A 26,059-nucleotide genomic window follows, 5' to 3' on the forward strand; every position below is an offset into this window, starting at 1 on the left:
TCCAATTGCGGGGTGGAGCAGTCTGGTAGCTCGTCGGGCTCATAACCCGAAGGTCGTTGGTTCAAATCCGGCCCCCGCAACCAAAATATTATGCTCTGTGATGTACCACTTTTCATAATGCGAAAATTATGAAAAGCAATTAGCTTATAAATAACCCAATATAAAGCTAAATATTAAATTCTAGACTGACTGTCCATACCTTAAATCTAGCGTTCTAATTAAATACCGTTAAATCACATGAGCTCAGTGATGAGTGAATGATTGTGAATATAGTAAATGAGTGGCAAATTGCCACATCCGTAAATGGCAATGAGATTAATGTGAGGATCGTTCCTCATGTGCGTAAGCAAAACTCTCAAGATGGTTATCGTTGGGTCGAAGTTGGTAAGAAAATTCAACTTCAATCTGGTGAAGAAATCGAATTAAACCAAGATGGTAAAAGCTTTTATGCTGGATTTAATCAACTTTATCGTTTAACAACGTATTGTTGATAAAATCATGGTAATAAAGCTAAAAAACCTATCTCCTTTAAAAGAGATAGGTTTTTTTATATCTATATGAATCATAAATAATTAAAGTTATAAAAAGCAAAAACGAATTAAATTGATAGAATTATTATTTTAATTATATTTATAACGACCTTAACCCGCTCGCCAGAATTGACGTCCCATAACCTTAAAATTCTTTCCATTTTCTTCGGTTACACGGCGGTCTCTAAATTTTTCATTCAAACTATGTAAAATTAAAGAGCCATCAGCTTCTTTAAAAATTTGCTTAATCATTCCTTCCCCTGCAAAGTAAACCGCATAAATCTCGCCATCAATTACTTCAGTTTGAGAGATATCAATACCGACCAGATCTCCATCTTTAATGTAGTCTGTCATACTATCGCCTTTAGCTTTGATAATACGCATGCACTCTTGAGCAACCCGTTTTTCTTTAAAGAATGAAGCAGGAAAAGGAATTTTCCCATTAATTGCATCGAAGTGGAACTCGATCGACTCACCTGTACCACACGAAAAACTAGCTTCTACCACTTCAATCCAGACATATTGATCGGTGGATTCTGCACTCACGACTGTGGGGCTAAATACATCACTTTCTCTAAAAGCATCTTCTGTATTTCCAGTCGTTAACCAATATCCATCTACACCTAAAAACTGGGCAATAAGTGGAAGAAACGCAGATTTTAAATTTTTCCCAGACTCTAAAGCCTGATAGGCCGGCTGAGACATTTTTACTGCTTCTGCCACTTCAGCCTGAGTTTTTTTGGCTTTAATTCTAGAATCTTTTAAACGGTCTTTAAGAGCCATAACGATTACACCAGCAAACTTATAACAAATATATAACTAAAGTTATATCGAGTAAAACAACTATAGTTATTGACTAATAATAACTATAGTTATAATATCAGTTATATCTTCAGATGAATAGATAAAGTTTAAATCGTATTTGAATCACTATTTATTGAATTATCAAAATGTTGAGATGAAAGCTAAATTTATTTTGTTTCTAGAGGAGGCAAAATAGAAGGGAGATAGCTCAATTATTATTTACAGATAGGCTATCAAAACAAAAAATGGAATAAAAAAAAGCCCGATTCCGTGGATCAGGCTTAATGTTCGTCGATAAAGGGTATCAAGAACATGAAGAATTTAACAAAGATTGTGAGTCGTAACAAAAGTTTCCGATATACGGCAAAGCCTTATTTGAACTTTTTGGTCAAAAAATTAAAGTTCGAAAAAGGCGTAAACGTAAGAGCTTTCATACTTTTTTACAATTTTAGAAAAAGGAATATCTACTTTTAAATTAATGCGTTAAATGCATACCGTTTAGTTCTTTAGGTTTGTTGTACCAGATGAAACGTTTTGAAAACACATTTGTAGTCATAGCTTAGCTATATTGCTCAAAGAATGGATCAAAACTTCAAGAATAACAAACGATAAAGATGCCTTATTAAACGTGTGAGTTGGAGATAGTGAATGACTACAGCAATGCAGAACAGAGCTAAACAACTTAAAAATGCAAAACGTGGAGGATATGTTCCGACAATTGCAAAAGACGTAAACAAATACAAGGTACAAAAAATAAAAAGGGCGCTTGAAGAGGCAAAGCAAATTGCAAGTGAGCTTGAAGATGATGCATTCGAATTCGATGATCAAGTCTCAATGCAAAAAGCGATAGGTGCAATCACCGTGATTGAGTTGATTGAACAAGCCTTAAACAGTGCACACTAACAGGCTTTAGCATACAAACATTCTTTCTTGGACCCCTGAAATATGGGGTCAAGGATAAGTTCGTCTTGCGATTTAGCGCGGTTAAAAAAACGTTAGTGTTTTTTATTGACTGTAATAAAGAAAACTAAGGGTATTTATAAAACCTGAAAAACGACAAGCAAGTAAGAATAGCGAGTTTTCAAGTTTTACCCTTTAAAGCAGGACAAGATGATGAAAACAGTTCAAACAAGTGGTTTAGCCACATTTTTAGATTTTTATAGCATTGCAATTATGGTGGCTTTAGCAGTCAGCTTAGTTGTGGCAGTCGTGTTGATGATGCGTTTCCCTCGCTCACCACAAGAATGGATTGTTGGACTGATATGCACGGTCGTTTCAAGCTTAACAGGTGGCTCATTTATTATCATGAAATGGAATTTACATGAATGGGTATCGGATATTTGGGGAATGATCACACTATGTGGATTCTTCTTTATTTGCGGTTTGCCGGGCTGGGCGATTGTGAGATGGATATTTAACTTCATCAATAAACAAGAAGGTAAAACGATTGTGGAAGTCATCAAAGACTTAAAAAAAGCGAAAGATGATCTGCAAAATAGCTAAAAACAGTTTCAATGATATAGGTAAAATAAAATGAATATTGACCAGTACTTAGAAGCAATCATAGACAGAGAAGGTGGATATATTAATCACCCATCAGACCATGGGCATGCCACCAAATTTGGCATTACAGAAACAGTCGCTCGATCAAACGGATATCAAGGTGATATGCGAGATTTACCTTTAGCTGTGGCCAAGTCTATTTATAAAAAACAATATTGGTTTGAACCCCAATTTGACCAGATCAATAAAATTAGCCCTGCTATTGCAGAAGAGTTACTTGATACGGCTATAAATTGTGGAGTTAACTTTACAAAGCCTTTGTTACAACGTGCTTTAAATCTGCTAAATAAGCAAGGTGAAGAGGGCTGGCCAAATCTTACCTTAGATGGTCAATATGGGCCTTTAACTTTTCAAGCACTGAGTACGTATTTGAATAGGCGTAATAAAGATGGAGAAATGGTATTACTACGCGTTTTAAATATTATGCAAGGGCAGCACTATATTGAAATTACCGAGAAGAACCCAAACTACGAAGACTTCTTTTATGGTTGGATCTTAAATAGGGTGGCGTTGTAAAAATTGTAGTTAGATAAAAATATGTTGATAGACAAAAAACTTGAAAAGCCTAACCATGAGTTGAGGCTTTTCAAATCATCATATGTCGAGTAATGATTTATTGTGCAATGAGTAAAACTGCAAGAAGAAAGAAAATAGCGCCACTAATTTTATTGAGTATAGAAAAATTATTTCCAGCCAACATCTTTTCTTTAAAAATTGAAGAGAAATTTGCATAGACCAAATGAATTAAAAATCCAATAAAACAAAAGGTTAAAGAGAGAACTAAAAACTGAGTTAAAATTTCTTTCTTTATATCAATAAATTGAGGGAATAGAGCAATAAAAAATACGATTGTTTTGGGGTTAAGCAAAGATGCAAGTAGGCCTTGATAAAAGAGTCTAGATTTACTTACATTTTTATCGCTTTGTTGATCAGTGATTAAATCTTGCGATGGCGATTTTTTGCTGAAGTTTTTATATCCAAGATACATTAAATAAAATGCACCAATAAATTTTAAAACCGTAAAAATAGTAGGGTTGCTGGTAATAATAAGACCTACACCACTAGCGGAAATTACAGCAATTACAAACATACCAATGATTAAGCCGCTAATACCAAATAAAGCAGTTTTAACACCATAGTTGATTGAATTTGTGACAGTAAATAAAACGCCAGGTCCGGGGCTTAGGAGAGTAAGAAATGCAATTGTTATAAAGACTAAAAGACCGCTCACGCTGATATATCCTATTTATCAATGAGACAAGATTATGCGATTACTTTAAATGAGAAAATAAGTTATGTATACAGACAGTTATGTATATTTAAGAGTGAAATAGATTAAGTGTTTAAAATATGCATTTCTATAAGTAAGTTGGATAATAAAAAGCTTAATACCCAAAGCAACATAAACATACACCCCTAATAACAGGGAATGTTAGTATGCTAAACCTATACCTCAAGAAATATACAGCATGACGAAAAAAGAACGGCAGTTTAAATCTGGCGAATTTCGATTTTCCTTTTTATCGTTTAAATATTGGGGGGTATGGTTTTTAGCTTTTATTTTGATGTTATTCGCGATGTTACCTTGGGCTATTCAATGGCGTCTTGCCGATTTTCTCTCAAAAATAGCTTGGAAATCTTTAAGTTCAAGAAGAAAAACAACACTACGTAATTTAGAAGCATGCTTTCCTGAAAAAACACCTATGCAAATTGAGGTGAAAGCCAAACAGGTTTTTGTTGATACTTTAACTGGAGTATTTGAAGCATTAAATGCATGGTACAGCCCAAATTGGTTTAAAAGTCGTGTACATATAGAGGGACTAGAAAATTTAACCAATAATCAAGAAAATGGCGTACTTTTATTAGGCACTCATAGTACGCTTTTAGATGCTGGTGGAGCTGCGTGTACCTTATTTTTTAATATGGACGTAGTTTACCGACCTCAAAACAATCCCTTTTTAGATTTTCTGATTCATCGGAGTCGTGCAAGAGTATATAAAAACCAGATTGCTCGAGACAACATGCGTGGACTTATACAAAACCTTAAACATGGTCACGCAATATGGTATAGCCCAGATCAGGACTTTGGTTTAAAGCAAGGTGTAATGGCATCATTTTTTGGTATACAAGCGGCGACTGTAACAGCACACCGCAGACTGATGGATATTTCAAAAGCAGCAGCAGTGCCTTTGTATTTTTACAGAAGTGGCGATATCAGAAATCCTCAATATCATGTACTCGTAGAACCTAAATTAGAGAATTTTCCGAGTGGCTGCGAAGTGAGTGATGCTGAAAGAGTCAATAAAATTATTGAGAATCAAATTCGCATAGCCCCTACACAATACATGTGGTTTCATCGCCGTTTTAAGACCCGTCCTGCGGGTGAACAGAAATTCTATTGAGGGACTTATGAGGAGTAGCAAAGTGACTTCTTTGTATTAAAATGAAACAAAATTTGATTTTTAAATCAAAGAAATTTTAATGAAATCAATGTGAAATAGAAGCGTTCCTAAGCATTTAAGTTTTCTTATCTGAATTATTTTGAATATCGATTGCAAATGCTTCTGAAGCGTGTATTATCGAGAATAACTAACAAAATATTCATGTCATTATAAATTTCTATTTGCGCAGTTTTATATTTATAATCCTTCGGTTTTTTCAGATATTTAAGTTTTGACGTCTATTTTTTAGTTAAATTGGTTTTCTCCAATAATAAGTTATAATATTTTAAGATTCAGGATATAACATATGTCTACTACTACTGGTACAGTAAAATGGTTCAATGAGACTAAAGGGTTTGGTTTTATTGTGACTCAAGATGGTAAAGATATTTTTGCTCATTTTACTGATATTCAAACACAAGGTTTTAAAGTTTTGTTGGAAGGTCAACGTGTTGAGTTTACCGTAGTACAAGGTAAAAAAGGCCCTCAAGCTTCAAATATTGTGATTCTTCAAAACTCATAAATAAATAGAGCTTTTAATTGATTTAGATATATTATTTAAATAAAATATGTTTAAGTCTAAAGCATTTTATTAGAGTTTAAAAAAACCCACTTTATCTTTTGTGGGTTTTTTATAAGTTTTAATTCAACTTATATTCAAAAAACAACTACAAACATACTCTTATAAACATGTTTCTAAGTTTTTCTGTTAAAATATAATGAATTAGGTGTGTGGTATTAAAATGGATATTTGTATTGGCGGTATTTTTGACGGTCAGAAAATAGAACAAGATAATGATTTCTTAAAGATTGAAGAGCATTATTCTGATAATAGTTCTAAATATATTAAGCAACACTTCCACTTGTTTGGGCAAATTTTTAGCTTCTGGGTGTGTGAAGATGTTGATTTAAGTCAAGCAATAAGAAAAGCTGAAAGTATTTTAAAGAAGAAAAATGAAAATATTTAGCTAATTAATAAAAATATATTTACTACCACCTTCTACTTTAAAGATTTACTTATTAAATTAATTCAAATAGATTTAATAAGTAAAATTTAATTTTTGAAAATCAATGATTTTATTTTGCAGCTTTAAATGTTGCTTACAATATTTTAGCATTGGTTACAGACTTTTACAATTTATGTGTGGAATTTGATGGATATAGTTATACATTAGGCTTAAGCAAAAGTTGTTTTATTTATTGCGCAAATAAAACAAAGCCCACTTTAATAATATATTTTATTAAAGTGGGTTCTTTATTCAGACGGTCATCTTTAATTCAATATTCATAATTAAACTATAGATAATATTTATTGTTATAGCCTCCCTTAGAAAGGAAAACATTTTAAATGTTAAGTGAAGTACAACCTAATATTTGCTTTATTGGCAGTAGTAATTTAGCTTTGGCTTTAATCGGAGGAATGGTTTTAAAAGGATTTAAAAAAGAAAAAATACACTTAATTGAAGAGAAAAAAATTAACGATACACAGGCATTGAAGCAAAAAGAAAATGGTTTAAAAAAAGCTGACATTGTTGTGTTGTTACTCGACCCAAAACAATTAAAAGAGACACTTGCGCCATTTAAAAAATGGTTAGCAAATAAGATTATTGTTTCTATGATGGCAGGGATTGATATTGCACACCTATTCAGTTTTACAGGTTCAAAGAAAATCGTTCGTGTGATTTCAAATCCGCCTGTGCTTATGCATACGGGTACTCACGTGCTTATTGCTTCAGAGCAAATGGACCAGCTTGATAAAGACTTAATTGAAACTTTGTATTCTGCAACGGGCCAGACTTTTTGGGCGCCGTCTGAAACACAAAGTGATGCCATTATTGCATTATCTGGTTCAGGGCCAGCTTACTTTTTCTATATTTTAGATAGCATGATTAAGACGGGCGTTTCACTAGGTCTAGATAAACAATTTGCCTTAGATCTTGCGCTTCAAGCGGCTACCGGCGCAGTCGATATGATTCGTAAAAGTAATGTTCCACCAGCGGAGTTATGTGGAAAGGTGACTTTAGCAAACGGGATTACCGAATCTGCTTTACGAATGTTTGAATTAGGCAATGTGTCAGATGATATACGTTTAGCCATGAGGGCCGCATATCATCGTAGCAAAGAAATTACTTCAGAAATTCTTTCTGAGGCTCGTTAACTCTTTTTAGTAAACTAGGCCTTTAAAAAGTATTCCCAAATAATGAAACCTAAGCCAAACCCAATAAAAGAGTAGAGAGTAATAATAAAGAATACAAAACTGGCCTTATTTTTTTTCTTCAAAATGTTCATGGCGATGCCTCCAATTCAGATTAATTTTATTATGGAGATGAGGAGGCTGTAATCATAGATACAGAATTTTTTAAAAAAAATATAACAGAGCCAAAATCTGTTATGGTCTAAGCCGCTTAACTCAATAAGAAGTTTCGAATCAATAGTTTAAGTGGATGCGCTAAAGGCATTCCACCTTTTATTCAATTAACATTAAATCGGCGGTATTGGCAGATTTAAGAGGGCGTAGGGCAAAGGTCGAACGGGTGTGTCGAATTCCCTTAATTGAATAGAGTTTTTTCCGCAAAAAACGTTCGTAATGGTCCGCATCTTTTACAGCTACTTTCACTAAATAATCATAATCACCTGTCACCAGATGAGCTTCTACAACCTCAGGTATATCGGCTAATGCTTCGCTGAAATTTTCCAGCATTTCATCGTCATGGCGTTCTAAAGTAATTTCTATAAAGAATACTTCATGAATACCAATCGCCTTTGGGTTTACGTTTACCGTATAGCCTTCAATAATTTTTAAAGTTTCCAGACGTTTCAGTCGTGTCCAGCATGGTGAAGATGAAAGACCGACTTCTTCTGCTAATTGGGCAACAGTTAAACGGCCATTGCCACGTAATGCAGATAAAATTTTCCGATCTATGCGATCTAGTGTGTATTCTGTTCTGTTCAAAATATAAACCAAAGAAGAATCTTCTGATAAAATTAAATATACTTCATTTTTATGCTGTGAACATTTAAAAATATTAAAAAATACAGGAAACATTTTGAGTTAAAGGTACATACACTAGTTCTATGCATCGAACCTCTCTGGATAAGGGTTGTGATGGAGCAAAGAGCACTGTTTTAGTAAGGGTGACTAAACAGTGCTCTTTGCGGATCTCTTATAAGTTCTTAAATCTATTTTTATGCATTGTCGTTGTGTACGAAAACAAATTAAATAATAACTTTTATTTATCAATTGAAGAAAAACTAATCATTATTTTTTATCTAAATTTTCCTTTATGGTGATTTCATTGCAAAGTAGGAAGCAAGGTTATGATCACCCAGCACGATATAAACCAAAAACAATATCAAAATAAATCTTTAGACTATTTGAATAGCCAAGCGCATTCTGAAGGAATTGAATTTAATAAATTTATTCATGAAATTCAGAAATATGAAAAGGCTGTGGTTCTAGATTTAGGCTGTGGTGGTGGTCATGTTTCTTATAATGTTGCTCCACATGCTGATCTCGTTTTTGCCTACGATTTATCTCATGAAATGTTAGACACAGTGTCTAAGGCTGCTAGCCAACGCAAATTAAAAAACATCTTTGTGCAGCAGGGGATTGCTGAAGACATGCCTTTTAGTGATCAACAGTTTGATGTCGTGATTAGCCGATATTCAGCTCATCACTGGCAGCATGTTCCGACTGCAATGAAAGAAGTAAACCGCGTTCTTAAGCCAGATGGCATTGTTATTTTTGTAGATATTATTAGTTCTAGCTCGCCAATATTAGATACGTTTTTACAGACGATCGAAACGATTCGAGACCCAAGTCACGTAAGAAACTATAGTGTGAAAGAGTGGGTCTATTTTATAGAAGATGCAGGCTTTGACTTAGTCGCTTTAGACAAGCAAACGCTTTCATTAGACTTTGATAGTTGGGTAAAGCGTATGAAAACTCCTGAAGATCAAATAAAAACTTTACGCTATTTACAGGAAGGTTCATCTGACCTCGTGAAGAAGTATTTCAAAATTCAAAATGACGGTAGCTTTGAAAGCCATGTGGGTTATTTTGTCTTTAAGAAGTTAGGGTTTTAAAGTGCTAATGAGTAAGGGTTTTAGTCGATAAGAAATGAATTAAATATCACAAAAACTCTTTTCTTGATTCGCTTGGATTATATTAAAGAAGATTAGAAAACAAATTTAATATCATTTATTTGATAAAACTTAATCACACATTTTTTTTAAGGTGATTAAGTATTCAAAAGGAAAGGTGATTTATTTAATTTTCTTTCTATTAATAGACACTTATAAATAATTATTATTTAATACGCCCGCAATATTATCACTAATACTTTTAATAACTTTGTCGGGGAAATAATGCGTAATATTTTAGTAACGGTTTTTACTTTATTGGTAGGAACATCAATTTATGCTGCTCAAGAATCTAAAAGCCTTGTAGGGCAAACACACTGCGAGAAAACGGTTGAGCTACATGGCTTTTTAAGCCGTGCTCAACTTGATTGTAATTATCACTATTCTTCTGAAGAATTAATTCATGAAGCTGAAAAATGCACTAAACATGAGCTAGGTGATAAATACGGTAAAGAAGTCATGAGATTCGGCATGAACCAATTTGAAGAGCGCAAGAAAGGAGATTCAAAAGGTCAATTATGTAGCCGTGTTTTAAAAGATTTTCCAAACTATATTAAAAAATAAAATAAGGTTTTAAAAACCTCTTCTAGCAAGCCGATAAAATGGATTTAATTATTCATTTTATCGGTGTATCACCACATATAATTTGCCAATTAAACCAGATAATAAACTTTAAAAAACTAGATAAAATTTTCAGTCCATTTTTTATCTAATTCTTTTAAATCATCGTATGCTTTTTCAAATTCGCTCAATGAAAAAATTAAGTGAGGAGCAGAAGGCGAGGTTTCCCAGACTACGGATGTCACAACATCATGAATATGGTTAAATGCGTAACCAAAACGAGTCCATATGACTTTATCTGCTGAAACAACTTGTTCCACCATAACGACATTGCACACTAGATCTAAATCATCAGGGCAAATTAAAATTGGAACTACTGTTGAAATAGCTACATTTTCATAAGCTTGTGGTTTAAGAAGTTTCCATGCATTACTTAATGCCAACTCACTATCATAATCATATAACCAACCTTGGGCTGGAACTAAACTTTCTGTGCCATCAATAATGGAGATATTTTGATCCACCCATCTATTTAATGGAATATTATCAATTGCGAGAATAGGGAAAGGTTTTAAATTGCCATTAGCATCTTTTATACATCCCTCAATTGGATGTTCATATAAAAGAGTAGCTGAGATAGTATTCATGTTTATGAGTTAATGTGTGTTAATCAAATATAATATATTCTATTCAATAGATTAATGAATCTAATTCAATGAAAATAATATTTATTTAATTATTTTCTAGCCAATATCACATTGACACTTAAAATCTCTCTTATTATTCTTCGTTTCAGGATGAGAGAGGGACGCTTTGTGCGTGCTGGTTCTATATGCCCAGTCTGCTAACCCTCTTTTGTTCTATTATTATTTTTACTAAATAATCAATTTCTAAAGAAGTAATTAAATATTCTAATCCAATAAAAAATAATATTTATTCAATTATTTTCTAGCCAATATCACATTGACACTCTAAACCCCTCCGATTATGCTTTGCCTGCTGGCCACATTGCCAGTCGGTTTTAGCAGGCCGTATTTACCCAACGCACACGAAAAAGTCTCTCTTTTTTGTGGGCATCCCTACGTGTCTCCCTCTGCGGCGGAACGGGAGGGGGACATCTTCGGATGTGCTGGTTTTTGGGTAAATCAGTCTGCTAACCCCTTTTCGTTTCGCCACCATAATCATTTAGCAGTGATGTGGCAAAACTTCTTTATTACCCAAAGGAGTCCGCTCATGCGTACTATTTCTTCTCATTTATTGGTCTTTGCCAAACTCTCTCTATCTATACCGCCCAACTGGTCTTTAAAACGGTTTAACCGACTCTAGGTTTTCTACAACCTTAGCTCGTTACGACTAAAAAATCATAGCAACAATAAAACCTGAGATAGCTTAGGCACATTTTTGTGCTGCTTTTGCATGCCTGTTTTTAGCACTCATTTTAAGAGTGACGGCATTTCTATCTCTTTTAGATACAACAAAAAATTATTTAAACGGTATTCCTATGCCAAATTTAGAATCTTCATTTAGAGCACTCAGAGTGCTTCACACCGCAAAAGACTTATTTAATCAATATGGGTTTCATAAGGTCGGGGTCGACCAAATTATTGCAGAAGCCAAAGTTGCAAAGGCGACTTTTTACAACGACTTTCACTCAAAAGCACGACTCATCGAGATGTGTCTCACTTTTCAAAAAGACGCGCTCAAAGTAAAAGTGTTTTCCATTGTTAATTCTTACTGTGAGCAAATGGTGCTCGATAAACTTAAGCAGATTTACCTTTTACATGCCGACTTAAATAGCTTTTATCATTTACCCTTTAAAGCAATTTTTGAAATTGAAAAGCTCTATCCAGTTGCCTATAAAGTTGTAGTTGACTATAGAAACTGGTTTGTAGGCGAGATACATAAGTTGCTTTTAACCTTAAAAGCTACGGCTTCAATCCAAGATGCTTATATGTTTTTATTTATGATTGATGGCGCAATGGTCCAGCTTTTAGATAAAAGTGCGGTAGATGAAAGAGGTCGGTTGTTAGATTATTTCTTTTTAAATTTTGCTTAAGCGACAAAACTCACTAAAGAAAAAGCCTCCAAACAAGGAGGCTTTTCAATTTAAATAAAAATAGCTGCTTAGCTTAATGCCGCAGGTTTTGCAGCCTGTGCCATTCCTTCAAAATATTGAACGGCAGGCGATCGAGCCATATAAGCTAAAGCTTGCTCGGTGTCACCTTCATGAAGTGGGTTAAATTTTGGAGAAACCCATCTTAATGTCGCTTTCCATAAATATTTAATGGTTGGTAGGTTATCTGAGCGAGTCGCAGTTTTTTCAAATTCACGAATAATTTTGAAGTAGCCACGGCGCATTAATTTTTGAATGTCTTCGTGCTCTAAATCTTGTTGGCCTAAACTACGCGCAAAGTCAGCAAGGAAATAAATAAACAGTGGGAAAACAACCGCCATAATCACTTGGCGCGACACATAAAAACCAAACTTGTTTGTTAAGAGGTGCTCAAATAAGTCGTAGGCAACACAGCGATGTTCAACTTCTTCAGCCAAATGCCAGCGGAACAAATCTGCCATGGCAGGGTCGGCTTTGTCCCACGTCTTACTGTCGAGTGTCCACTGGCCAATGGTTCCGGTAAAGTGCTCAATTGCAGCAATCACACCTACTCTAAAAAGTAACCAATATTCATCGAGTTTTTCGCCTTTTAAGAAGGGCATACCTAAAGGTTTGTCACCCAATAAAATGTTAAATACAAAATGGGCGCGGTTAAGTGTTTCTTGAATGTCGTAGCCATTTTCACGTAAGAAGTCCTGAGCCTTTTCATGGGCACGTGCATGAGCTGCTTCTTGGCGAACAAAGCCAATCACTTCTTGTTTTAAGGTTTCATCGGTAATCAAGGGAAGGGTTTTATTAAACACGCGGCAAAACCAAAATTCACCAGCCGGCAAAAGCATATTTATACCATTGGCTACGTGTGAGCATAGCGGATCATTCGGCATCCAACAGACAGATGACTCGGCAAAATCAAAATGTACTTTTCTTGCTTTAAGTTGATGATTCCCTGTGATCATATAAGTCACCCTATTCATAATTGTTCATTTAATGCGAATGGACAATTTTTAGCATTAAGTAAAATTGATCACCATGTGAGTAAAGGACAAAAACATCTAACTAAAGGCTTCTAGAGATAAAAACGGTCTAAGGTAGAGATTTCATAAATAAAAAAAAAGGCTCCTTATAAAAAGAAGCCTTCAGTTAGGGGAGTTAGGCTATAAAGTTTTTAAGCCTCGTTATTTTTATAAGCTAAATCGCTTTATTATAAATTTCACGCTAAGTCACGTATCGTGCTTAAAAGTCTAGATCGCTTGCCACTGATCTTTAACTTCTTCTGAGTTTTTATTCAGAATGACTTGGTTTTCTTTCACTTCACCAATCCATCCAGTAGGAATAAGGTGATGTTGACCGCTTTCATCTCGGGTGAGTTTGAGTTGGTTTTCACCATCTAGATGGTCGACTGTACCTACTTTGGTACCACAAGAAGCAATAACGTCTGCGTGTTTTTTAATATCATTAATATTTAAAGTACTCATTTTAGACCTCTTCTTTAGAAATAGAAAAACGGTAAGACTTAAATTACTTTAAATAATTGGATAAATCAGGGGTTTTTAATAAACCTTACAGGATGGGTTTATAAATTCACTTAATAAATATATTCGAGTAACAATGAAATAATTAGATATAAAACTAATAATATTTATCTTTTTATTACAATTTATATGTTTATTTAAACAGAAGTATTTAGATAAGGTTAAACCAAGTCTTATAAATAATTATTTGCAATGAATATTAAAATACCTATAAATGTGACGATATTAAGTGTCTTGAGTGAATTTGAATCTGCCTTGGCTGAAGATAAAAGCAAGCTTCGCATAAATTTACTCTCTCAATTGGTAAATTTAGCCAAAAACTTGCCTCATCCAGCTTCGGGTCAGACCTATCAACGTTGGCAGCTTTTTGCTCAGATTGCTGGAGTCGATTTAAGTTTAGCGAAGCTTTTTGAATCGCATTGCGATGCCATAAGCATTTTAAGTGAATTGGGTTATCACCCAGAAATAGATGACCAGCTTTGGGCTGTTTGGGCAGCAGACGGTGGACCAGCTCCATTGCAGGTAAAAGATAACCTGTGTAATGGCATAAAGCCTTGGTGTTCTGGTGCAGAGTTTATCCAAAAAGTTTTGATGAGTTATAAAAATCAGCAAGGGCAGGCACAGCTTTGTATTGTCGACTTGAGTCATTCCTCTATTAGCACAGACTCAAGCCACTGGCATGCAGTCGGGATGAATGCGACACAAACCGCAAGAGTAAGTTTTGAAAATACACCTGTTAAATTGATTGGTCACCCAAATAGTTATTTAAAACGTCCAGGCTTTTGGCATGGTGCAGCAGGTGTTGCGGCATGTTGGTACGGTGCCGCCGTTGGTTTAGCTGGTTTTTTACAAGAAAGTTGTCAGGTCAGTCCGAATCCTTTTAAAAAATTGTACCTAGGAGAGGTCGCTCATCAATTAGAAATTACTAAGCAATATTTTCAATATGTTGCTGAACTGATTGACAGCAAACCCATGCTAAATCATGAGCGGGAAATACGAATTTTACGTGCCCAAACAGAACAATGCTGTCTGAGTGTGGTTGAGCGAGTAGGCAAAGCGTTAGGTGCTCGTCCTTTTTGTGAAGAGGCTACTTTTGCACAGCTCATGGCTGATTTGCCTGTGTTTATCAGACAAAGTCATGCAGCTTTTGATTACCAACAAATTACAGAACTTTGTTTATCGGACCAAAGCCTATGGGAACTTTAAAACATCCTTTGGTCGAAGACCGCATTATTTTTGGTGAGGGTACGTCCAAAGAGCAATGGTTAAATGCATTTCAACAACAACCTTTAGCGGCTTTAGATCTTGAGTTGTTTCGCTCTAAAAGGGTGGTGATTGTTGCTCCACATCCTGATGATGAGGTGCTTGGTTGTGGTGGCTTAATGCAGCAACTTATTGCACTGAATTGTAAGATACTCATTTTAGCAGTGAGTAATGGCACCCAAAGCCATCCTAACTCTACAAAATATCCTCCAGATCAGCTCAACATTCTGCGCCCGCAAGAAAGCCTAGCAGCCTTAAAGTGTTTAGGAGTAGCAGGGTCAACCGAGCATGTAGAACTTAATTTGTTAGATGGTCAGATTCATTTACAAACCGATCAACTGTGGCAGAGTTTAGAACAGATCGTTCAAGCCGACGATATTCTAATTTGTAGCTATGCCTTTGATGGTCATCCAGATCATGAAGCAGTAGGTAAAACCGTACAAGCTTATGCAACCGCTAAGCAACTTCTATGTTTACACGTATTAATTTGGGCTTGGCATTGGGCAAGGCCTTTAGACTCACGAATTGATTGGTACCGAGCAAAAGCCTACCGCTTAACCCAAGAACAACTAACTAAAAAGCATCAAGCAATTTTGCAGTTTAAAACCCAACTTGAAGCAGATGAAACCACGGGTAATGCTGCGGTTCTTTCTTCAAGTGCAATTAAACGTCTTTTAATGCCTTATGAGGTCTATTTGAGTGATTCATTCTCGCATGTACTTTGAAGATTTATATCGTCATAACAGTGATCCGTGGGGCTATGACTCTCATTGGTATGAAGCTCGTAAAAGACAAATTTGTCTCGCGCTGCTGACAAGACCTCGTTATTCAAAAGTGTTAGAAGTAGGCTGTTCAAATGGGCATTTAAGTTTTCATTTAGCGCAAAGAGCCGAGCAATTGCTGTGTATAGATGTCTCTGAGTGTGCTGTTCGTTTAGCGTCCGAGCGCTTAAAAGAATTTGAGCATGTGGTTGTTGAAAATAGAAAAATACCTGAAGACTACTCAATTCAAAAATTCGACCTCATTTTAATTAGTGAGATGGCCTATTACTTATCTGCTGATGAGTTGCAGCAGTTTATTGAAAAATTAAAACATAGTTTAAATGACAACGGCGAGATTCTTTGTTGCCATTGGCGTCATGAAATTCAAGATTTTGAATTAAATGCAGAACAAGTCCACCAAGGCTTTCAGCAACATTTTCCATTTCATCACTATCTCAGCTTAAACGATCCAGATTTTATGATTGATCTATGGACGGCGAATACTTCCTCTTTAGCACAGCAGGAAAAACTAAGATGAAAATAGGTATCGTCATTCCAGCGCATAACGAAGAGCACTATCTATCTGCCTGTTTGCAATCTATTCAGGTCGCTATAGATAACATTAGCGGTTATGACGTAGAAGTGATTGTGGTACTAGATAACTGTACAGATCAGTCGCGGTTAATTGTACAAAACCACCAGATCAATTGGATTGAATGTAATTACGCATGTGTTGGGCAAGCACGAGATTTAGGAATTCGCCATTTAATTGGCCGTGGCGTGACATGGATTGCATGTACGGATGCAGACACGGTGGTTAGTCCTGATTGGCTGCGCTATCAAATCCAGCACCAACCCACAGATGCAATTTGCGGCACTGTAACGTTAGATGATTTTAGTCATCTATCTATAACTAAACGGCAAAAATATTTAGCGCATTATAAAGATCAGATGGATCACGCGCATATTCATGGGGCGAATTTAAGTTTTAGTGCAGAGGTCTATCTTTTGGTAGGTGGCTTTGAGCCTATTTCATGCCATGAAGATGTATCTCTAATCAAAAAACTGATCAAGCATTGTTGCAATATTACTTGGAGTAATCTGGTTCGAGTGACAACGAGTAGTCGCTTGAACGGAAGGGCACCTCAGGGATTATCGTACTTTTTAAATAATCTCTAATCACTTAAACCATGACCTCTCCCAATATCGAAATATTCTTTAAATTTTTAGGGTCATATTTAATTTTGATAATGCTACCAACTTTATATTGATCGTGATTTTGTTTAGCAATAAGAACCTTCAGGTTTTCAGTAATGATTTCGCCTTGCTCAGTTTGAAATTTTAATTTTATATAACATAGAGGGCGATATTGCACCTTAGCTAATGAGTCCTGAAAATACACAACCTCAGCAGAAGTCATCTTTCCTCGTTTATAAATTAAAAACTTATGAACCAGACTTTTAAGAAAAAAGGTCCAAGCAATATAGACAAAGAATAAGCTAAACCAAACCACTCCAATAAAAGTCAAAAAAACAGAAAATTTCACTCACTCAAACCAAAATTATTCGTTTAACGCATTATTCTAAATGAACAGATTTGTTCGATCTAGTTTATGTGTGATGTAAAACATAAACTGATAAAACCTTATAGTTAAGCGTCAAAAATAATGAGATAAATAGCAGGGTATATAACTTAGTTGTTGTATTTATGCCTACATATGTAAACAAGTCTTATTAACACATGCTTTAACCCTTAAAATTCTAGAAAAGAAAGTTTTAAGGTGTATAGGTTTGGATTTTTTAAGTTTTTTTCGCGATATTCGGGTTCAGTTAAGCCATTATCCTTGGCTAGAAATGTTTGTTTCACTCACCATTTTGATTTTATTTGCAGCAATCGCAAATTTTATTGCTAAACGCATTATCGTTCGGGGCGTCCGTCACTTAGTGACCAAGCTAAAATCACCCAATCAATCTATTTTTGCCCAGCATAGCGTCATAAAGAAATTTGCAAATATTGTTCCTGCTGTTGTGATTATGAACGGCATTGCAACAGTTCCTCATCTAACTCCAAAGTTCATTTCTTTTATAGAAATGGGGGCGCAAGCATTTATTTTTCTTACACTCGCGCTTACGGTCAGTGAAATATTAAACATATTTAATCTTATCTATCAGCGTAATCCAAAATCTAGAAATAAGCCGATTAAGGGCTACTTACAACTGGTTAAGTTAATCTTATTTGTTGTGTGTGGCCTGATGATTTTGGGAACATTCCTTAAAAAGGATGTGTTCACTTTACTGGCAGGTTTTGGTGCGATGGCTGCGGTATTAATGTTAGTTTTCCAAAACACTATTTTGTCTTTAGTGGCGAGTGTACAAATTGCTTCTTATGACATGGTGCGGATTGGAGACTGGATTGAGATGCCGTCGCTTAATGCGGATGGTGATGTAATTGATATTTCGCTTCATACAGTAACTGTGCAAAATTTTGATAAAACCTATACCACCATTCCAACCAATAAACTCGTTACCGATACGTTTAAAAACTGGCGAGGTATGAGTAATTCGGGTTGCCGTCGAATGAAGCGCTCACTCTTTTTAGATCAAAGCAGTGTTCATTTCATGAGTGACGAAGAGCAACAAAAGCTCAAAGAGTTTTTATTATTAGACCAATATCTTGATGCAAAACAATCTGAAATTGACGAGTTTAATAAGCATTTAGGAAATCAATCCCGTTATAACAAGCGCCGTTTAACCAATATTGGAACATTTAGAGCCTATGTTGAGTTCTATTTGCGCCAGCACAAAGGCATTGCTCAAAATCAAACCATTATGGTTCGTCAATTACAGCCAACTAGCCAAGGTTTGCCTTTAGAAATTTATGCATTTTCAAATACCACTGCATGGGTTGCCTATGAAGCAATTCAGTCAGATATTTTTGACCACTTAATTGCGATTCTTCCTGAATTTGGTTTACGTGTTTACCAAGCGCCTTCGGGTCATGATTTGCAAAGATTAACCACAGAGATTAATCCAAGCTAACTTTTAAGCTGTTAATAGCAGGTCCTCAACTATTTTAAAAAGCTCCTAGATGGGGGCTTTTTTAATGTTTCATTTGTAGTGACCTGCTAGAAAAATATATAAATCTGATAATCAATTGAATCATTCCATTTAAGACCTAGAGGTTGAGGAGGCGAAAATTGAATTCGAACCCTTTTCTCTAGATTATCCAGCAAACCAAATATTTTGATGATCACACATTGGACTTAAATGTTTAATGCGTAGATTATCTTGCTCAAAATTACCACTCCCTCCAGCAATATCTAATTCGCTACCTAAGCGGATATGCCTACCTTTATAGCTTAAAGCTTCTTTTTCAGAATCCCACTGAGCGGTGTGTTCGGGAAAGATAATGAGGATATCATTTATATAGAGACATTCTTGTTTTAGCTGCAAAATTCCCGTTAGGCGTCCTGAAGTAGAAATACCATTAGATTGATAAACAGGGAGTTTTACCGCACTGGTATTTTCGTTCGCTTCTTGCTGCTGACAGCCTGTAAGAACGGCAAATACAACTGCGCAAATTAATTTATTATTAATACCCAATTTTGTTCCTATAGGGATTTCCATATAATTTTGATAGTAATGGACTAATGTTTCATATCAATCTTTAGATTGTTAGATAAGATTTCATCCCACTACGGTTTAAACTTAAGCATTTTAGCCAAATGAACTCATTCACTGGCATAATTAATTATTTGTTATTATATTTTATTTATTTGTATATTGTTATCTTTTTCATTTGAGTTTTTAGGTTATATGCATCGTGTAATTTTCTTCGAAAAAAAGTATTTGTAATTTATTTTTAACCTTAATTTTATCTTAAGCCATAAATATTTAGATAAGAGCTAATAAGTACGTATGTTTGGAGAACATACATTGATAAATCATGAAAGTTTGTCTAAAAGTTTAAGTAAGGTTCCAGAAGTCACCTTATTATTCTGGATCATTAAAATTGCAGCTACAACGCTAGGTGAAACTGCTGGAGACGCGCTATCTATGTCCCTAAATTTGGGATATATCATTAGTACGGCAATTTTTGCTGTGATCTTTGCAGTATTTGTCGGACTACAAATTAAATCTAAAAACTATAATTCATTTTTTTACTGGGCGACAATCATTGCCACTACTACGTTAGGTACGACAATTGCTGATTTCGTTGATCGAACTTTAGGTGTGGGCTATGCAGGAGGGAGTTTAATATTACTTATTTTATTAGGCTTATCTCTGTTTGTTTGGTATTTAAGTTGCGGCACAATTTCAGTAAAAAGTGTTCGATCTGCAAAAAGTGAAGCTTTCTATTGGTTAACCATCATGTTTTCTCAAACATTAGGGACAGCTTTAGGAGATTGGACTGCTGATACTCAAGGCCTAGGGTACACCAGCGCCGCTTTAATTTTCGGTACTTTATTATTGGTGCTAGCAATCTGCTATTTTTATACCAAAATCTCAAGAACTTTATTATTTTGGTTGGCCTTTGTTCTGACCAGACCTCTAGGTGCGGTATTAGGTGATTTTCTTGATAAACCTATCGCGCATGGTGGATTAGAGTTAAGCAGATTTAGTGCATCTTTTATTTTATTAGCTTTCATTGTTGTCTGTTTAGTGGTCTTTAAACCTAAAGCAGCTCAGTCATCTCATTAAACTAACTGTTTATTAAAAACCACATGATTCTCTTGGGTGATGTGGTTTTTTTATTTGAGAATGGGCGTTATTACTATTTAAGAGACTTTACGGGTTATCCACCAAAATAATAATGCCAGAAGGCTAACACCTGCACCGAGTGCACATACGCCAAACCATCCAGCATAGGCGTAAGTCACTGTGGTACTGATTGCACCCAATCCACTACCGATTGCATAAAACAGCATGTATAGACCAACAAGCCGGCTATGCGCTTCTGGACGAGTGCGAAAAATCATACTCTGGTTGGTCACATGCAAGGCTTGTCCGCCCAAGTCTAGTAATACGATGCCAATCACTAGTGCCCAGAGCGAATAAGCCATGAGTGAGAGTGGACCCCAAGCAAGAAGTAATATTACGAGTGCTGCCATGCTTGTGCGCTGAGCATATCCGCGGTCGGCCCAATAACCCGCACGTGCGGCAGCCAGTGCACCAACAACTCCAACGAGCCCAAAAGACCCAATTACAGTATGCGAGAAGTTATATTGTGGCGCACTCAACGGTAGTACCAATGCACTCCAGAAAATATTAAATGCCGCGAACATGAGTAAAGCCAAAACACCGCGCACTTGGAGTATTTTTTCTTCGCGCAGCAGTTTTAACATCGATGCTAAAAGTTGCGAGTAACGCATGGTAACGGGCTGAATTTCTAAATGAGGCAAACGTTTCCAAAGTGGTAATGCAATCATGAGCATGATGATGGCTGCACAAAAGTACACGCCACGCCAACCCGCTATATCACTAATTCCTCCTGAAAATACACGGGCAAGCAATAAACCAATGAATACACCACTTTGTGCAGTACCAACCACATGTCCTTGCTCATGTGGGAGAGCAGCACTTGCAGCATAAGCAATAAGTCCTTGAGTCATGGCTGTGCCGAGTAAACCCACGGAAAGCATGCCTGCTAAAAGAACAATTGTAGAGTGAGCAAAGGCAACCACGAGCAATGCAGATATTAAAGCCAATAACTGAATAGCCATTAATCGACGCCGATTTACAAGGTCACCCAACGGCACTAGAAACACGAGTGCAAGGGCACAACCTATTTGAGTGGCTGTAACCACACCACCAATGGCGGCATGACTAACATTAAAGTCTCTTGCCAATATGTCGAGCAAAGGCTGCGCATAATAGACATTTGCTACGCTTGCACCACTTGCTATAGCAAATAGCAATATTACGCCACGGGGCATGCTTGAAAGCGGGTTATCGCTTTTAGCGTGTGAAGTTGAAGATGCAAGAGAAGCTTTCATGGGCCTAAATCCATTCAATCTAGTTTTAAAATGCAACTAGTTGAATATTAAGCCTGCTAGTTTTAAAATGCAACTAGATAACTTGTTACTGAAGATTGGTAAGGAAATTCGATGACGAACCCTACATTGTTAAAAGATGAACCTTGTCCTGTTGCACGTTGCGTCAACCTCATAGGGGACCGCTGGTCACTGCTCATTGTACGTGATGCTTTTGATGGAATGCGCCGTTTTGGAGATTTCCAGCGGAGCTTGGGTGTTGCGCGAAATATTCTTTCTGACCGACTTAAAAAATTAGTGGATGCTGGTGTGCTTGAAATGCAAGATGCTTCGGATGGCACGGCTTATCAAGAATATGTATTGACCCATAAAGGGGAGAGTTTATTTCCTGTGATTGTAGCTTTGCGACAATGGGGAGAACAGAACCTATTTGAAAGTGGGGAGCGCCATTCTCTGTTAATTGATAAAAATACAGGTCAGCAAATTCCATTTATGGCACCAGTTGCGGCAGATGGAACAGTGCTGAAAGCTTCTAATACTCAAGTGCAAAAGGTGAAATAAAATAAGACAAAACAAAAATAACCTTTTTTAACTTAAATTTGGGCAGATTAGTTGGTAACCTTGCGCGTCAAATTAAGGTGAGATTATGAGATTTATATTCCTCTTTATAAGCGCAATTTCAATTCAATGTTATGCAGCATCAGAAGCCATGGAACTTCATTACTGTGAAACTGTGAAGAAAGCAGCGAGTGGGGTGATGGATGCTAGACAACATGAAGTGCCAGCTAAAGAGTTACACGACATCGCCGATCATCTGGAAGAGCAACAAGCCAAACAACTTTATCAAGAGCTTATTAAATCTGCATATTCTTCAAAATTATTTGAAGATCCTCTCATTAAGTCAAAAGCTGTCGAAAATTTTCAAACCACGTGGCATGAGCAATGTTTAGCAAAAGAATTAGCTAAAAATATTTGAGGGTGTTAGTGGGAAATGGCCAATTACGAGCCAAGAAAGAACTACCTAGTAAGCGTCGAATCGTGACGCTTACAAAACACTGAGTATTTAATAATTAAAAAAAATGATTGAAAATTAATAAGTGTTAATATATTAATGCAGAGCAAATGAATCTTTTTAATACAATCATATAAAGGAGGTGGGTAATATGAATAATCATTCCGATTACACATTTTCATTATATGTATCTGGTATAAATTTAAAGGAAATTAATCCTTTAGAGTCGGCTAAGCTACTTGAAGCTCTTTGTAAGATGCTGGGAGCAAAGCATCTAAAATGGGGTGATATTAAAGAAGGTTCAGCGGATTATGCTGTAAAGGTGGATCCGGAATATTTTGATGAAAAAGTTGATAATTTCAATAAAGCTGTTTCAGAGAAGACGGGGCCAATAAAAACGATTGACGAGTTTTTATCAAAACATCCTAAAGCATGCACAGTATTGCGCTATAAAGAGTCTTCTAATCAGGAATATATTGAACTCCATAAATTTCAAAAGAAAGATGACGGTTTTGTTTTCTTCCAAGAAGAAACTTTAAGGTGTCGAGTTATCGGTTTGCATGAAGGAACTGATAAAACAGATCATATCTATGTTCAAACAATATCTGGTAAGAAGGTTAGTGTTGCTTTATCGCCTCATATTGCTGCTACATTAGGCTCAAAATATAGAACTCAACACCAAATTGAAATATTTGGTAAAGCCAAATACAGATACATAAGTTATAACGACGTTGAACTACTTTCATTTGTAGCTGAAAACATTGAAGAAGTACCTGAAGGTTCACTATCAAGTTGGATAGAAGATTTTAAGAATGCAGGGGATAGTGGTTGGAATCAATTTGAAGACCCTATTGCTGAGTGGCTGAAGGAGCGTCACGAGTGATTGTAGCGATTGATAATAATGTATTGGTTTCATTGGCATCGGATAGGGCATTATTTGTTAACCTAGAAACATACTTGAAACAGAACAATGCAACATTATTAATTCCTACACCTGTAATAGCTGAGTTTATTGCATATGATTTAAATGCTAGAAGGACTCAATTATTAACCCTCTCTCATGGCAAAGTACTTAATGGTAGTTTTGATAGGAAAGCAGCTCTTATTTGTGGAGAAATGGCACATGAACTGGGAAAAGAATTTTTTAAAGAAGATAAACAAAAGGTGAAGGTTGATATTCAAATACTCTCAATAGCAGTGTCAAATAATGCAAAAGTACTTTTAACAGAGGATAAAGGAATTATTAACGCAGTGGCTAAACTTGGTTTGGATATTCAAGTTTTAAAAAGAAATGAAATCAAACTTGGGTCAGATCTCTTTGATAATGTTAATGAATGATTAATTACAGCCACTAGAGATAGTGGTTTTTTTATACCTTGTGCTATCCTCTTAAAAAAATAAGGAGATGTGTATGTGGATAATACTATTAATAATCATAATATTTATATTAGCTGTGGGAGTGTCAGTAAAAAAGGAATTAAAGAAGAGTGGCGGTTATAAAAATTATAAAGCTAAGAGGTTGACAGAAGGGGGATTAGAAAAAAGATCATCTCATCTTAATACTAGCAAAGAGATGAAAGTAGAACTTCCAGATCCATTTTTAAAATATAGTGTGGAGTCTAAACAATACGAACTTGAATATGATTGTGCTTACGACTTTGAAGAATATCCATTCGAAATAGTTGGGGAGTCTTCCTATCAAGAAAATATCAAGAAATTTGCGATACAGCGCGAAAATAAGGGCTGTTTTATAAAAGTAATTGCAAAAATAATTAGAGAGCCAACCAATAAATATGACAAAAATGCATGCCGCGTTGTGATAAATGGTCTGACAGTTGGTTATTTGCCGCGAAATAATGCTGAAAGCTGGGTTAGGTTACTAAATAAACTTAATATACATGAAACAGCTCAAATCAATGTTAACGCAGTTATCGTTGGTGGTGGGAGTGCTGAATATAGTTATGGTGTTAGATTAAATATTCCTACTAGAATTGCTAACTCTGCAAAATACATCAAAGAATTGAAAGAGCAAGTAAATGAATAAAATTTTAGTATTATGCCTTTTTATATTTTTAGCAGGTTGTAGCGATAAAGATTCAAATAGTAAGCCTATATATGGCAAGGAATATGGATTGCCTGCTAATTGTAGAGCTTATATTCAAGTTGCTATAAATCAGTGGAAAAAAGGAACACACGATACTGAAACTACAATGGATGCTATTGAGCGAAATTGTGGTGAAAATGGGGAGCTTTGGAACTATAAGCCCAAATAAAGCATCCTAAGATACTTTAGAGCTAATTTACTGTTACTTGTTTTGTAATTGAGAAGCAATAAAAAACCACCTAATTCTTTCGAATTAAGTGGTTTTTAAATTTTGGAGCGGGAAACGAGACTCGAACTCGCGACCCTAACCTTGGCAAGTTATAATAAATTATAAATAACAAAAGTTTATGATTTTATGGTGCAGAAGTGGTGTCGAATAATTTTTTACAATTAAAGTAGAGAAATTGAACATAATATTAAACTGTTATTCTAGCAATCAAATCTTCAAAATAAAAGAAATGCGTCTTATAAGGATAGAAACGCACATCTATAAAATTAATCAGCTATCATTTGAAATTATTTAAAATTAATATAGTTATTAAGAATCATAAGGATAGACAATTAGAATAGCATGTAGAAATTTTAATACAGTCCCTTATACTGTTTTGAAGTTTACAAAGTATAATTTAAGTTAAAAATTTAGGTATAACAATAAAAGATTTATTTTGAATGTATATTTTCCTTATTGGTAAAAAATTCTTGAGAACTAAAGAAGTAGGAAGCTAAAAATATATTTTATAAAATAGACAGAATTAAGAAATAATTTAAAGAAATAAAAAATTATAAATAGCATCTTGTTGATAGTTATATATTTTTTATTTAAATATCTTTTGATGTTTTGTATTAATATAAATTAACAATAGCAAATATAAGTCAACATGACCAGTGTGAATTTTGAACAAATGGTAAAATATAGAATACATAATTAGATAATATATTTGGATAGGATGACTGTGTTGATGAATATTGAAATAGCATCAACATTTAACTTAATTAAAAATAGGTGAAAATATGAATAATATCCAGTTGAAACCAGAAGCAGCTCAAACAGAAGAAGTGGATTTAATTTTTTTAGGAACAGTTCAAGAAGAAACCAAAGGTTTCGATTTTGAAGGAACATATGAGCCTAGAAATATGGATAAATATGATGGTGATGCCATTATTCCATAAACAAAAAAACTAGGTTAGATAAAGAGATATTTTTATCTCTTTATCTTTTGAAAACTTATTAGAAGAAAAT

Annotated in this window: 34 protein-coding genes and 1 tRNA gene; 25 read left to right on the forward strand and 10 right to left on the reverse strand. The window is 35.2% G+C overall.

Annotation, left to right across the window (positions count from 1 at the left end):
* Positions 1-6: 6 nt before the first annotated feature.
* Positions 7-83: transfer RNA gene (locus ACS125_RS10100), tRNA-Met, on the forward strand.
* A gap of 174 nt (positions 84-257) precedes the next feature.
* The gene (locus ACS125_RS10105; RefSeq protein ID WP_004793577.1) at positions 258-491 is read left to right on the forward strand and encodes a hypothetical protein; all 234 of its coding nucleotides are present in this window, start codon (positions 258-260) and stop codon (positions 489-491) included.
* A 150-nt stretch (positions 492-641) separates the two neighbouring features.
* Here the strand turns inward: ACS125_RS10105 and ACS125_RS10110 are convergent, their stop codons facing one another.
* Positions 642-1,313 carry an XRE family transcriptional regulator gene (locus tag ACS125_RS10110; protein ID WP_004793576.1) on the reverse strand — a complete coding sequence of 224 codons (672 nt, stop codon included), beginning with the start codon at positions 1,311-1,313 and terminating at the stop codon, positions 642-644.
* A gap of 669 nt (positions 1,314-1,982) precedes the next feature.
* On the opposite strand from ACS125_RS10110, the gene ACS125_RS10115 reads away from it, so the two are divergent.
* The 3 genes from ACS125_RS10115 to ACS125_RS10125 all read left to right on the forward strand — a co-directional run bounded on the left by ACS125_RS10115 (position 1,983) and on the right by ACS125_RS10125 (position 3,413).
* Positions 1,983-2,237, forward strand: a complete 255-nt coding sequence (locus ACS125_RS10115) for a hypothetical protein (RefSeq protein WP_004793575.1) — start codon at positions 1,983-1,985, stop codon at positions 2,235-2,237.
* Positions 2,238-2,447: 210 nt separating this feature from the next.
* The gene (locus ACS125_RS10120) at positions 2,448-2,837 is read left to right on the forward strand and encodes a hypothetical protein (RefSeq protein WP_004793571.1); all 390 of its coding nucleotides are present in this window, start codon (positions 2,448-2,450) and stop codon (positions 2,835-2,837) included.
* 30 nt (positions 2,838-2,867) lie between these two features.
* Positions 2,868-3,413 (forward strand): glycoside hydrolase family 108 protein, encoded by a 546-nt coding sequence (locus tag ACS125_RS10125; protein ID WP_174732380.1) that lies wholly within the window; start codon positions 2,868-2,870, stop codon positions 3,411-3,413.
* 97 nt (positions 3,414-3,510) lie between these two features.
* Here ACS125_RS10125 and ACS125_RS10130 read toward each other — a convergent pair whose 3' ends face one another.
* Positions 3,511-4,128: a LysE family translocator gene (locus ACS125_RS10130; RefSeq protein WP_151963590.1), complete on the reverse strand. Its 618-nt coding sequence runs from the start codon at positions 4,126-4,128 to the stop codon at positions 3,511-3,513.
* A 238-nt stretch (positions 4,129-4,366) separates the two neighbouring features.
* Here ACS125_RS10130 and ACS125_RS10135 point away from each other — a divergent pair, with 238 nt between their 5' ends.
* The 4 genes from ACS125_RS10135 (at position 4,367) to ACS125_RS10150 (ending at position 7,496) form a co-directional block, all read left to right on the forward strand.
* Positions 4,367-5,299 (forward strand): LpxL/LpxP family acyltransferase, encoded by a 933-nt coding sequence (locus tag ACS125_RS10135; protein ID WP_004793565.1) that lies wholly within the window; start codon positions 4,367-4,369, stop codon positions 5,297-5,299.
* A gap of 346 nt (positions 5,300-5,645) precedes the next feature.
* The gene (locus tag ACS125_RS10140) at positions 5,646-5,861 is read left to right on the forward strand and encodes a cold-shock protein (protein ID WP_004793563.1); all 216 of its coding nucleotides are present in this window, start codon (positions 5,646-5,648) and stop codon (positions 5,859-5,861) included.
* Between the two features lie 220 nt (positions 5,862-6,081).
* Entirely contained in the window at positions 6,082-6,306 is a 225-nt protein-coding gene (locus tag ACS125_RS10145) for a hypothetical protein (RefSeq protein ID WP_443271875.1), read from the forward strand.
* A gap of 380 nt (positions 6,307-6,686) precedes the next feature.
* The gene (locus tag ACS125_RS10150) at positions 6,687-7,496 is read left to right on the forward strand and encodes a pyrroline-5-carboxylate reductase family protein (protein WP_443271877.1); all 810 of its coding nucleotides are present in this window, start codon (positions 6,687-6,689) and stop codon (positions 7,494-7,496) included.
* 14 nt (positions 7,497-7,510) lie between these two features.
* Here the strand turns inward: ACS125_RS10150 and ACS125_RS10155 are convergent, their stop codons facing one another.
* Both ACS125_RS10155 and ACS125_RS10160 read right to left on the reverse strand, forming a co-directional pair.
* Complete coding sequence (locus ACS125_RS10155) at positions 7,511-7,627, reverse strand: hypothetical protein (protein WP_004793556.1); 117 nt, start codon at positions 7,625-7,627, stop codon at positions 7,511-7,513.
* 178 nt (positions 7,628-7,805) lie between these two features.
* Positions 7,806-8,291 carry an Lrp/AsnC family transcriptional regulator gene (locus tag ACS125_RS10160; RefSeq protein ID WP_031945309.1) on the reverse strand — a complete coding sequence of 162 codons (486 nt, stop codon included), beginning with the start codon at positions 8,289-8,291 and terminating at the stop codon, positions 7,806-7,808.
* A 365-nt stretch (positions 8,292-8,656) separates the two neighbouring features.
* Between ACS125_RS10160 and ACS125_RS10165 the strand changes: the two genes are divergently transcribed.
* Together ACS125_RS10165 and ACS125_RS10170 are read left to right on the forward strand one after the other, a co-directional pair.
* Positions 8,657-9,424: a class I SAM-dependent methyltransferase gene (locus ACS125_RS10165; protein ID WP_005303690.1), complete on the forward strand. Its 768-nt coding sequence runs from the start codon at positions 8,657-8,659 to the stop codon at positions 9,422-9,424.
* A gap of 282 nt (positions 9,425-9,706) precedes the next feature.
* Positions 9,707-10,045, forward strand: a complete 339-nt coding sequence (locus ACS125_RS10170) for a hypothetical protein (RefSeq protein ID WP_174732801.1) — start codon at positions 9,707-9,709, stop codon at positions 10,043-10,045.
* A gap of 116 nt (positions 10,046-10,161) precedes the next feature.
* Here ACS125_RS10170 and ACS125_RS10175 read toward each other — a convergent pair whose 3' ends face one another.
* Positions 10,162-10,689, reverse strand: coding sequence for a hypothetical protein (locus tag ACS125_RS10175; protein WP_443271880.1), 528 nt, complete (start codon positions 10,687-10,689; stop codon positions 10,162-10,164).
* Between the two features lie 854 nt (positions 10,690-11,543).
* Between ACS125_RS10175 and ACS125_RS10180 the strand changes: the two genes are divergently transcribed.
* Complete coding sequence (locus tag ACS125_RS10180) at positions 11,544-12,098, forward strand: TetR/AcrR family transcriptional regulator (protein WP_443271882.1); 555 nt, start codon at positions 11,544-11,546, stop codon at positions 12,096-12,098.
* Between the two features lie 68 nt (positions 12,099-12,166).
* Here the strand turns inward: ACS125_RS10180 and ACS125_RS10185 are convergent, their stop codons facing one another.
* Complete coding sequence (locus ACS125_RS10185; protein WP_443271884.1) at positions 12,167-13,111, reverse strand: metal-dependent hydrolase; 945 nt, start codon at positions 13,109-13,111, stop codon at positions 12,167-12,169.
* Between the two features lie 285 nt (positions 13,112-13,396).
* Positions 13,397-13,630, reverse strand: a complete 234-nt coding sequence (locus ACS125_RS10190; protein ID WP_004793546.1) for a DUF2171 domain-containing protein — start codon at positions 13,628-13,630, stop codon at positions 13,397-13,399.
* 249 nt (positions 13,631-13,879) lie between these two features.
* Between ACS125_RS10190 and ACS125_RS10195 the strand changes: the two genes are divergently transcribed.
* From ACS125_RS10195 to ACS125_RS10210, 4 genes are read left to right on the forward strand one after another with little or no spacing between them, the layout of a single operon-like run.
* On the forward strand, positions 13,880-14,893 hold the full coding sequence (locus ACS125_RS10195) for an acyl-CoA/acyl-ACP dehydrogenase (protein WP_151963599.1): 1,014 nt from the start codon (positions 13,880-13,882) through the stop codon (positions 14,891-14,893).
* The gene (locus tag ACS125_RS10200; protein WP_443271887.1) at positions 14,881-15,675 is read left to right on the forward strand and encodes a PIG-L deacetylase family protein; all 795 of its coding nucleotides are present in this window, start codon (positions 14,881-14,883) and stop codon (positions 15,673-15,675) included. Before ACS125_RS10195 ends, ACS125_RS10200 begins: the two co-directional genes overlap by 13 nt.
* The gene (locus tag ACS125_RS10205; protein WP_224971445.1) at positions 15,650-16,249 is read left to right on the forward strand and encodes a class I SAM-dependent methyltransferase; all 600 of its coding nucleotides are present in this window, start codon (positions 15,650-15,652) and stop codon (positions 16,247-16,249) included. Before ACS125_RS10200 ends, ACS125_RS10205 begins: the two co-directional genes overlap by 26 nt.
* Entirely contained in the window at positions 16,246-16,890 is a 645-nt protein-coding gene (locus ACS125_RS10210) for a glycosyltransferase (RefSeq protein WP_443271889.1), read from the forward strand. Before ACS125_RS10205 ends, ACS125_RS10210 begins: the two co-directional genes overlap by 4 nt.
* Positions 16,891-16,894: 4 nt before the next feature.
* Here ACS125_RS10210 and ACS125_RS10215 read toward each other — a convergent pair whose 3' ends face one another.
* Complete coding sequence (locus ACS125_RS10215) at positions 16,895-17,257, reverse strand: DUF3592 domain-containing protein (RefSeq protein ID WP_443271891.1); 363 nt, start codon at positions 17,255-17,257, stop codon at positions 16,895-16,897.
* A 244-nt stretch (positions 17,258-17,501) separates the two neighbouring features.
* Between ACS125_RS10215 and ACS125_RS10220 the strand changes: the two genes are divergently transcribed.
* Positions 17,502-18,749 carry a mechanosensitive ion channel family protein gene (locus ACS125_RS10220; protein ID WP_004793532.1) on the forward strand — a complete coding sequence of 416 codons (1,248 nt, stop codon included), beginning with the start codon at positions 17,502-17,504 and terminating at the stop codon, positions 18,747-18,749.
* 183 nt (positions 18,750-18,932) lie between these two features.
* Here the strand turns inward: ACS125_RS10220 and ACS125_RS10225 are convergent, their stop codons facing one another.
* On the reverse strand, positions 18,933-19,337 hold the full coding sequence (locus ACS125_RS10225) for a hypothetical protein (RefSeq protein WP_353156854.1): 405 nt from the start codon (positions 19,335-19,337) through the stop codon (positions 18,933-18,935).
* A gap of 309 nt (positions 19,338-19,646) precedes the next feature.
* Here ACS125_RS10225 and ACS125_RS10230 point away from each other — a divergent pair, with 309 nt between their 5' ends.
* Entirely contained in the window at positions 19,647-20,411 is a 765-nt protein-coding gene (locus ACS125_RS10230; protein ID WP_353156851.1) for a COG4705 family protein, read from the forward strand.
* Between the two features lie 77 nt (positions 20,412-20,488).
* On the opposite strand, the gene ACS125_RS10235 is transcribed toward ACS125_RS10230, so the two are convergent.
* A complete protein-coding gene (locus ACS125_RS10235; RefSeq protein ID WP_443271894.1) occupies positions 20,489-21,706 on the reverse strand; it encodes an MFS transporter in 1,218 nt (405 codons plus the stop codon).
* 111 nt (positions 21,707-21,817) lie between these two features.
* Between ACS125_RS10235 and ACS125_RS10240 the strand changes: the two genes are divergently transcribed.
* From ACS125_RS10240 to ACS125_RS10270, 7 genes are all read left to right on the forward strand, one after another.
* Positions 21,818-22,264 (forward strand): winged helix-turn-helix transcriptional regulator, encoded by a 447-nt coding sequence (locus ACS125_RS10240; protein ID WP_443271896.1) that lies wholly within the window; start codon positions 21,818-21,820, stop codon positions 22,262-22,264.
* Between the two features lie 85 nt (positions 22,265-22,349).
* Positions 22,350-22,679: a hypothetical protein gene (locus ACS125_RS10245; RefSeq protein ID WP_004793524.1), complete on the forward strand. Its 330-nt coding sequence runs from the start codon at positions 22,350-22,352 to the stop codon at positions 22,677-22,679.
* A gap of 187 nt (positions 22,680-22,866) precedes the next feature.
* A complete protein-coding gene (locus ACS125_RS10250) occupies positions 22,867-23,598 on the forward strand; it encodes a hypothetical protein (protein WP_151963608.1) in 732 nt (243 codons plus the stop codon).
* Entirely contained in the window at positions 23,595-24,053 is a 459-nt protein-coding gene (locus tag ACS125_RS10255) for a PIN domain-containing protein (protein ID WP_171500728.1), read from the forward strand. The genes ACS125_RS10250 and ACS125_RS10255 overlap by 4 nt, the downstream gene beginning before the upstream one ends.
* A gap of 73 nt (positions 24,054-24,126) precedes the next feature.
* Entirely contained in the window at positions 24,127-24,759 is a 633-nt protein-coding gene (locus ACS125_RS10260; protein WP_151963610.1) for an HIRAN domain-containing protein, read from the forward strand.
* Complete coding sequence (locus ACS125_RS10265) at positions 24,752-24,988, forward strand: kynureninase (RefSeq protein WP_151963611.1); 237 nt, start codon at positions 24,752-24,754, stop codon at positions 24,986-24,988. The genes ACS125_RS10260 and ACS125_RS10265 overlap by 8 nt, the downstream gene beginning before the upstream one ends.
* Before the next feature lie 842 nt (positions 24,989-25,830).
* Positions 25,831-25,989: a hypothetical protein gene (locus ACS125_RS10270; protein WP_185767872.1), complete on the forward strand. Its 159-nt coding sequence runs from the start codon at positions 25,831-25,833 to the stop codon at positions 25,987-25,989.
* The last annotated feature ends 70 nt before the right edge of the window (positions 25,990-26,059 follow it).

Source organism: Acinetobacter sp. PFS20, assembly GCF_052261015.1.
GTDB lineage: Bacteria > Pseudomonadota > Gammaproteobacteria > Pseudomonadales > Moraxellaceae > Acinetobacter.

What these genes read in the sequence shown, in the direction of transcription:
- ACS125_RS10105 (WP_004793577.1), top strand. Translation starts at nt 258, where the DNA reads ATGATTGTGAATATAGTAAATGAGTGGCAAATTGCCACATCCGTAAAT.
- ACS125_RS10110 (WP_004793576.1), bottom strand. Translation starts at nt 1,313, where the DNA reads ATGGCTCTTAAAGACCGTTTAAAAGATTCTAGAATTAAAGCCAAAAAA.
- ACS125_RS10115 (WP_004793575.1), top strand. Translation starts at nt 1,983, where the DNA reads ATGACTACAGCAATGCAGAACAGAGCTAAACAACTTAAAAATGCAAAA.
- ACS125_RS10120 (WP_004793571.1), top strand. Translation starts at nt 2,448, where the DNA reads ATGAAAACAGTTCAAACAAGTGGTTTAGCCACATTTTTAGATTTTTAT.
- ACS125_RS10125 (WP_174732380.1), top strand. Translation starts at nt 2,868, where the DNA reads ATGAATATTGACCAGTACTTAGAAGCAATCATAGACAGAGAAGGTGGA.
- ACS125_RS10135 (WP_004793565.1), top strand. Translation starts at nt 4,367, where the DNA reads ATGACGAAAAAAGAACGGCAGTTTAAATCTGGCGAATTTCGATTTTCC.
- ACS125_RS10140 (WP_004793563.1), top strand. Translation starts at nt 5,646, where the DNA reads ATGTCTACTACTACTGGTACAGTAAAATGGTTCAATGAGACTAAAGGG.
- ACS125_RS10145 (WP_443271875.1), top strand. Translation starts at nt 6,082, where the DNA reads ATGGATATTTGTATTGGCGGTATTTTTGACGGTCAGAAAATAGAACAA.
- ACS125_RS10150 (WP_443271877.1), top strand. Translation starts at nt 6,687, where the DNA reads ATGTTAAGTGAAGTACAACCTAATATTTGCTTTATTGGCAGTAGTAAT.
- ACS125_RS10155 (WP_004793556.1), bottom strand. Translation starts at nt 7,627, where the DNA reads ATGAACATTTTGAAGAAAAAAAATAAGGCCAGTTTTGTATTCTTTATT.
- ACS125_RS10165 (WP_005303690.1), top strand. Translation starts at nt 8,657, where the DNA reads ATGATCACCCAGCACGATATAAACCAAAAACAATATCAAAATAAATCT.
- ACS125_RS10170 (WP_174732801.1), top strand. Translation starts at nt 9,707, where the DNA reads ATGCGTAATATTTTAGTAACGGTTTTTACTTTATTGGTAGGAACATCA.
- ACS125_RS10175 (WP_443271880.1), bottom strand. Translation starts at nt 10,689, where the DNA reads ATGAATACTATCTCAGCTACTCTTTTATATGAACATCCAATTGAGGGA.
- ACS125_RS10180 (WP_443271882.1), top strand. Translation starts at nt 11,544, where the DNA reads ATGCCAAATTTAGAATCTTCATTTAGAGCACTCAGAGTGCTTCACACC.
- ACS125_RS10185 (WP_443271884.1), bottom strand. Translation starts at nt 13,111, where the DNA reads ATGATCACAGGGAATCATCAACTTAAAGCAAGAAAAGTACATTTTGAT.
- ACS125_RS10190 (WP_004793546.1), bottom strand. Translation starts at nt 13,630, where the DNA reads ATGAGTACTTTAAATATTAATGATATTAAAAAACACGCAGACGTTATT.
- ACS125_RS10195 (WP_151963599.1), top strand. Translation starts at nt 13,880, where the DNA reads ATGAATATTAAAATACCTATAAATGTGACGATATTAAGTGTCTTGAGT.
- ACS125_RS10200 (WP_443271887.1), top strand. Translation starts at nt 14,881, where the DNA reads ATGGGAACTTTAAAACATCCTTTGGTCGAAGACCGCATTATTTTTGGT.
- ACS125_RS10210 (WP_443271889.1), top strand. Translation starts at nt 16,246, where the DNA reads ATGAAAATAGGTATCGTCATTCCAGCGCATAACGAAGAGCACTATCTA.
- ACS125_RS10225 (WP_353156854.1), bottom strand. Translation starts at nt 19,337, where the DNA reads ATGGAAATCCCTATAGGAACAAAATTGGGTATTAATAATAAATTAATT.
- ACS125_RS10235 (WP_443271894.1), bottom strand. Translation starts at nt 21,706, where the DNA reads ATGAAAGCTTCTCTTGCATCTTCAACTTCACACGCTAAAAGCGATAAC.
- ACS125_RS10240 (WP_443271896.1), top strand. Translation starts at nt 21,818, where the DNA reads ATGACGAACCCTACATTGTTAAAAGATGAACCTTGTCCTGTTGCACGT.
- ACS125_RS10245 (WP_004793524.1), top strand. Translation starts at nt 22,350, where the DNA reads ATGAGATTTATATTCCTCTTTATAAGCGCAATTTCAATTCAATGTTAT.
- ACS125_RS10250 (WP_151963608.1), top strand. Translation starts at nt 22,867, where the DNA reads ATGAATAATCATTCCGATTACACATTTTCATTATATGTATCTGGTATA.
- ACS125_RS10260 (WP_151963610.1), top strand. Translation starts at nt 24,127, where the DNA reads ATGTGGATAATACTATTAATAATCATAATATTTATATTAGCTGTGGGA.
- ACS125_RS10265 (WP_151963611.1), top strand. Translation starts at nt 24,752, where the DNA reads ATGAATAAAATTTTAGTATTATGCCTTTTTATATTTTTAGCAGGTTGT.
- ACS125_RS10270 (WP_185767872.1), top strand. Translation starts at nt 25,831, where the DNA reads ATGAATAATATCCAGTTGAAACCAGAAGCAGCTCAAACAGAAGAAGTG.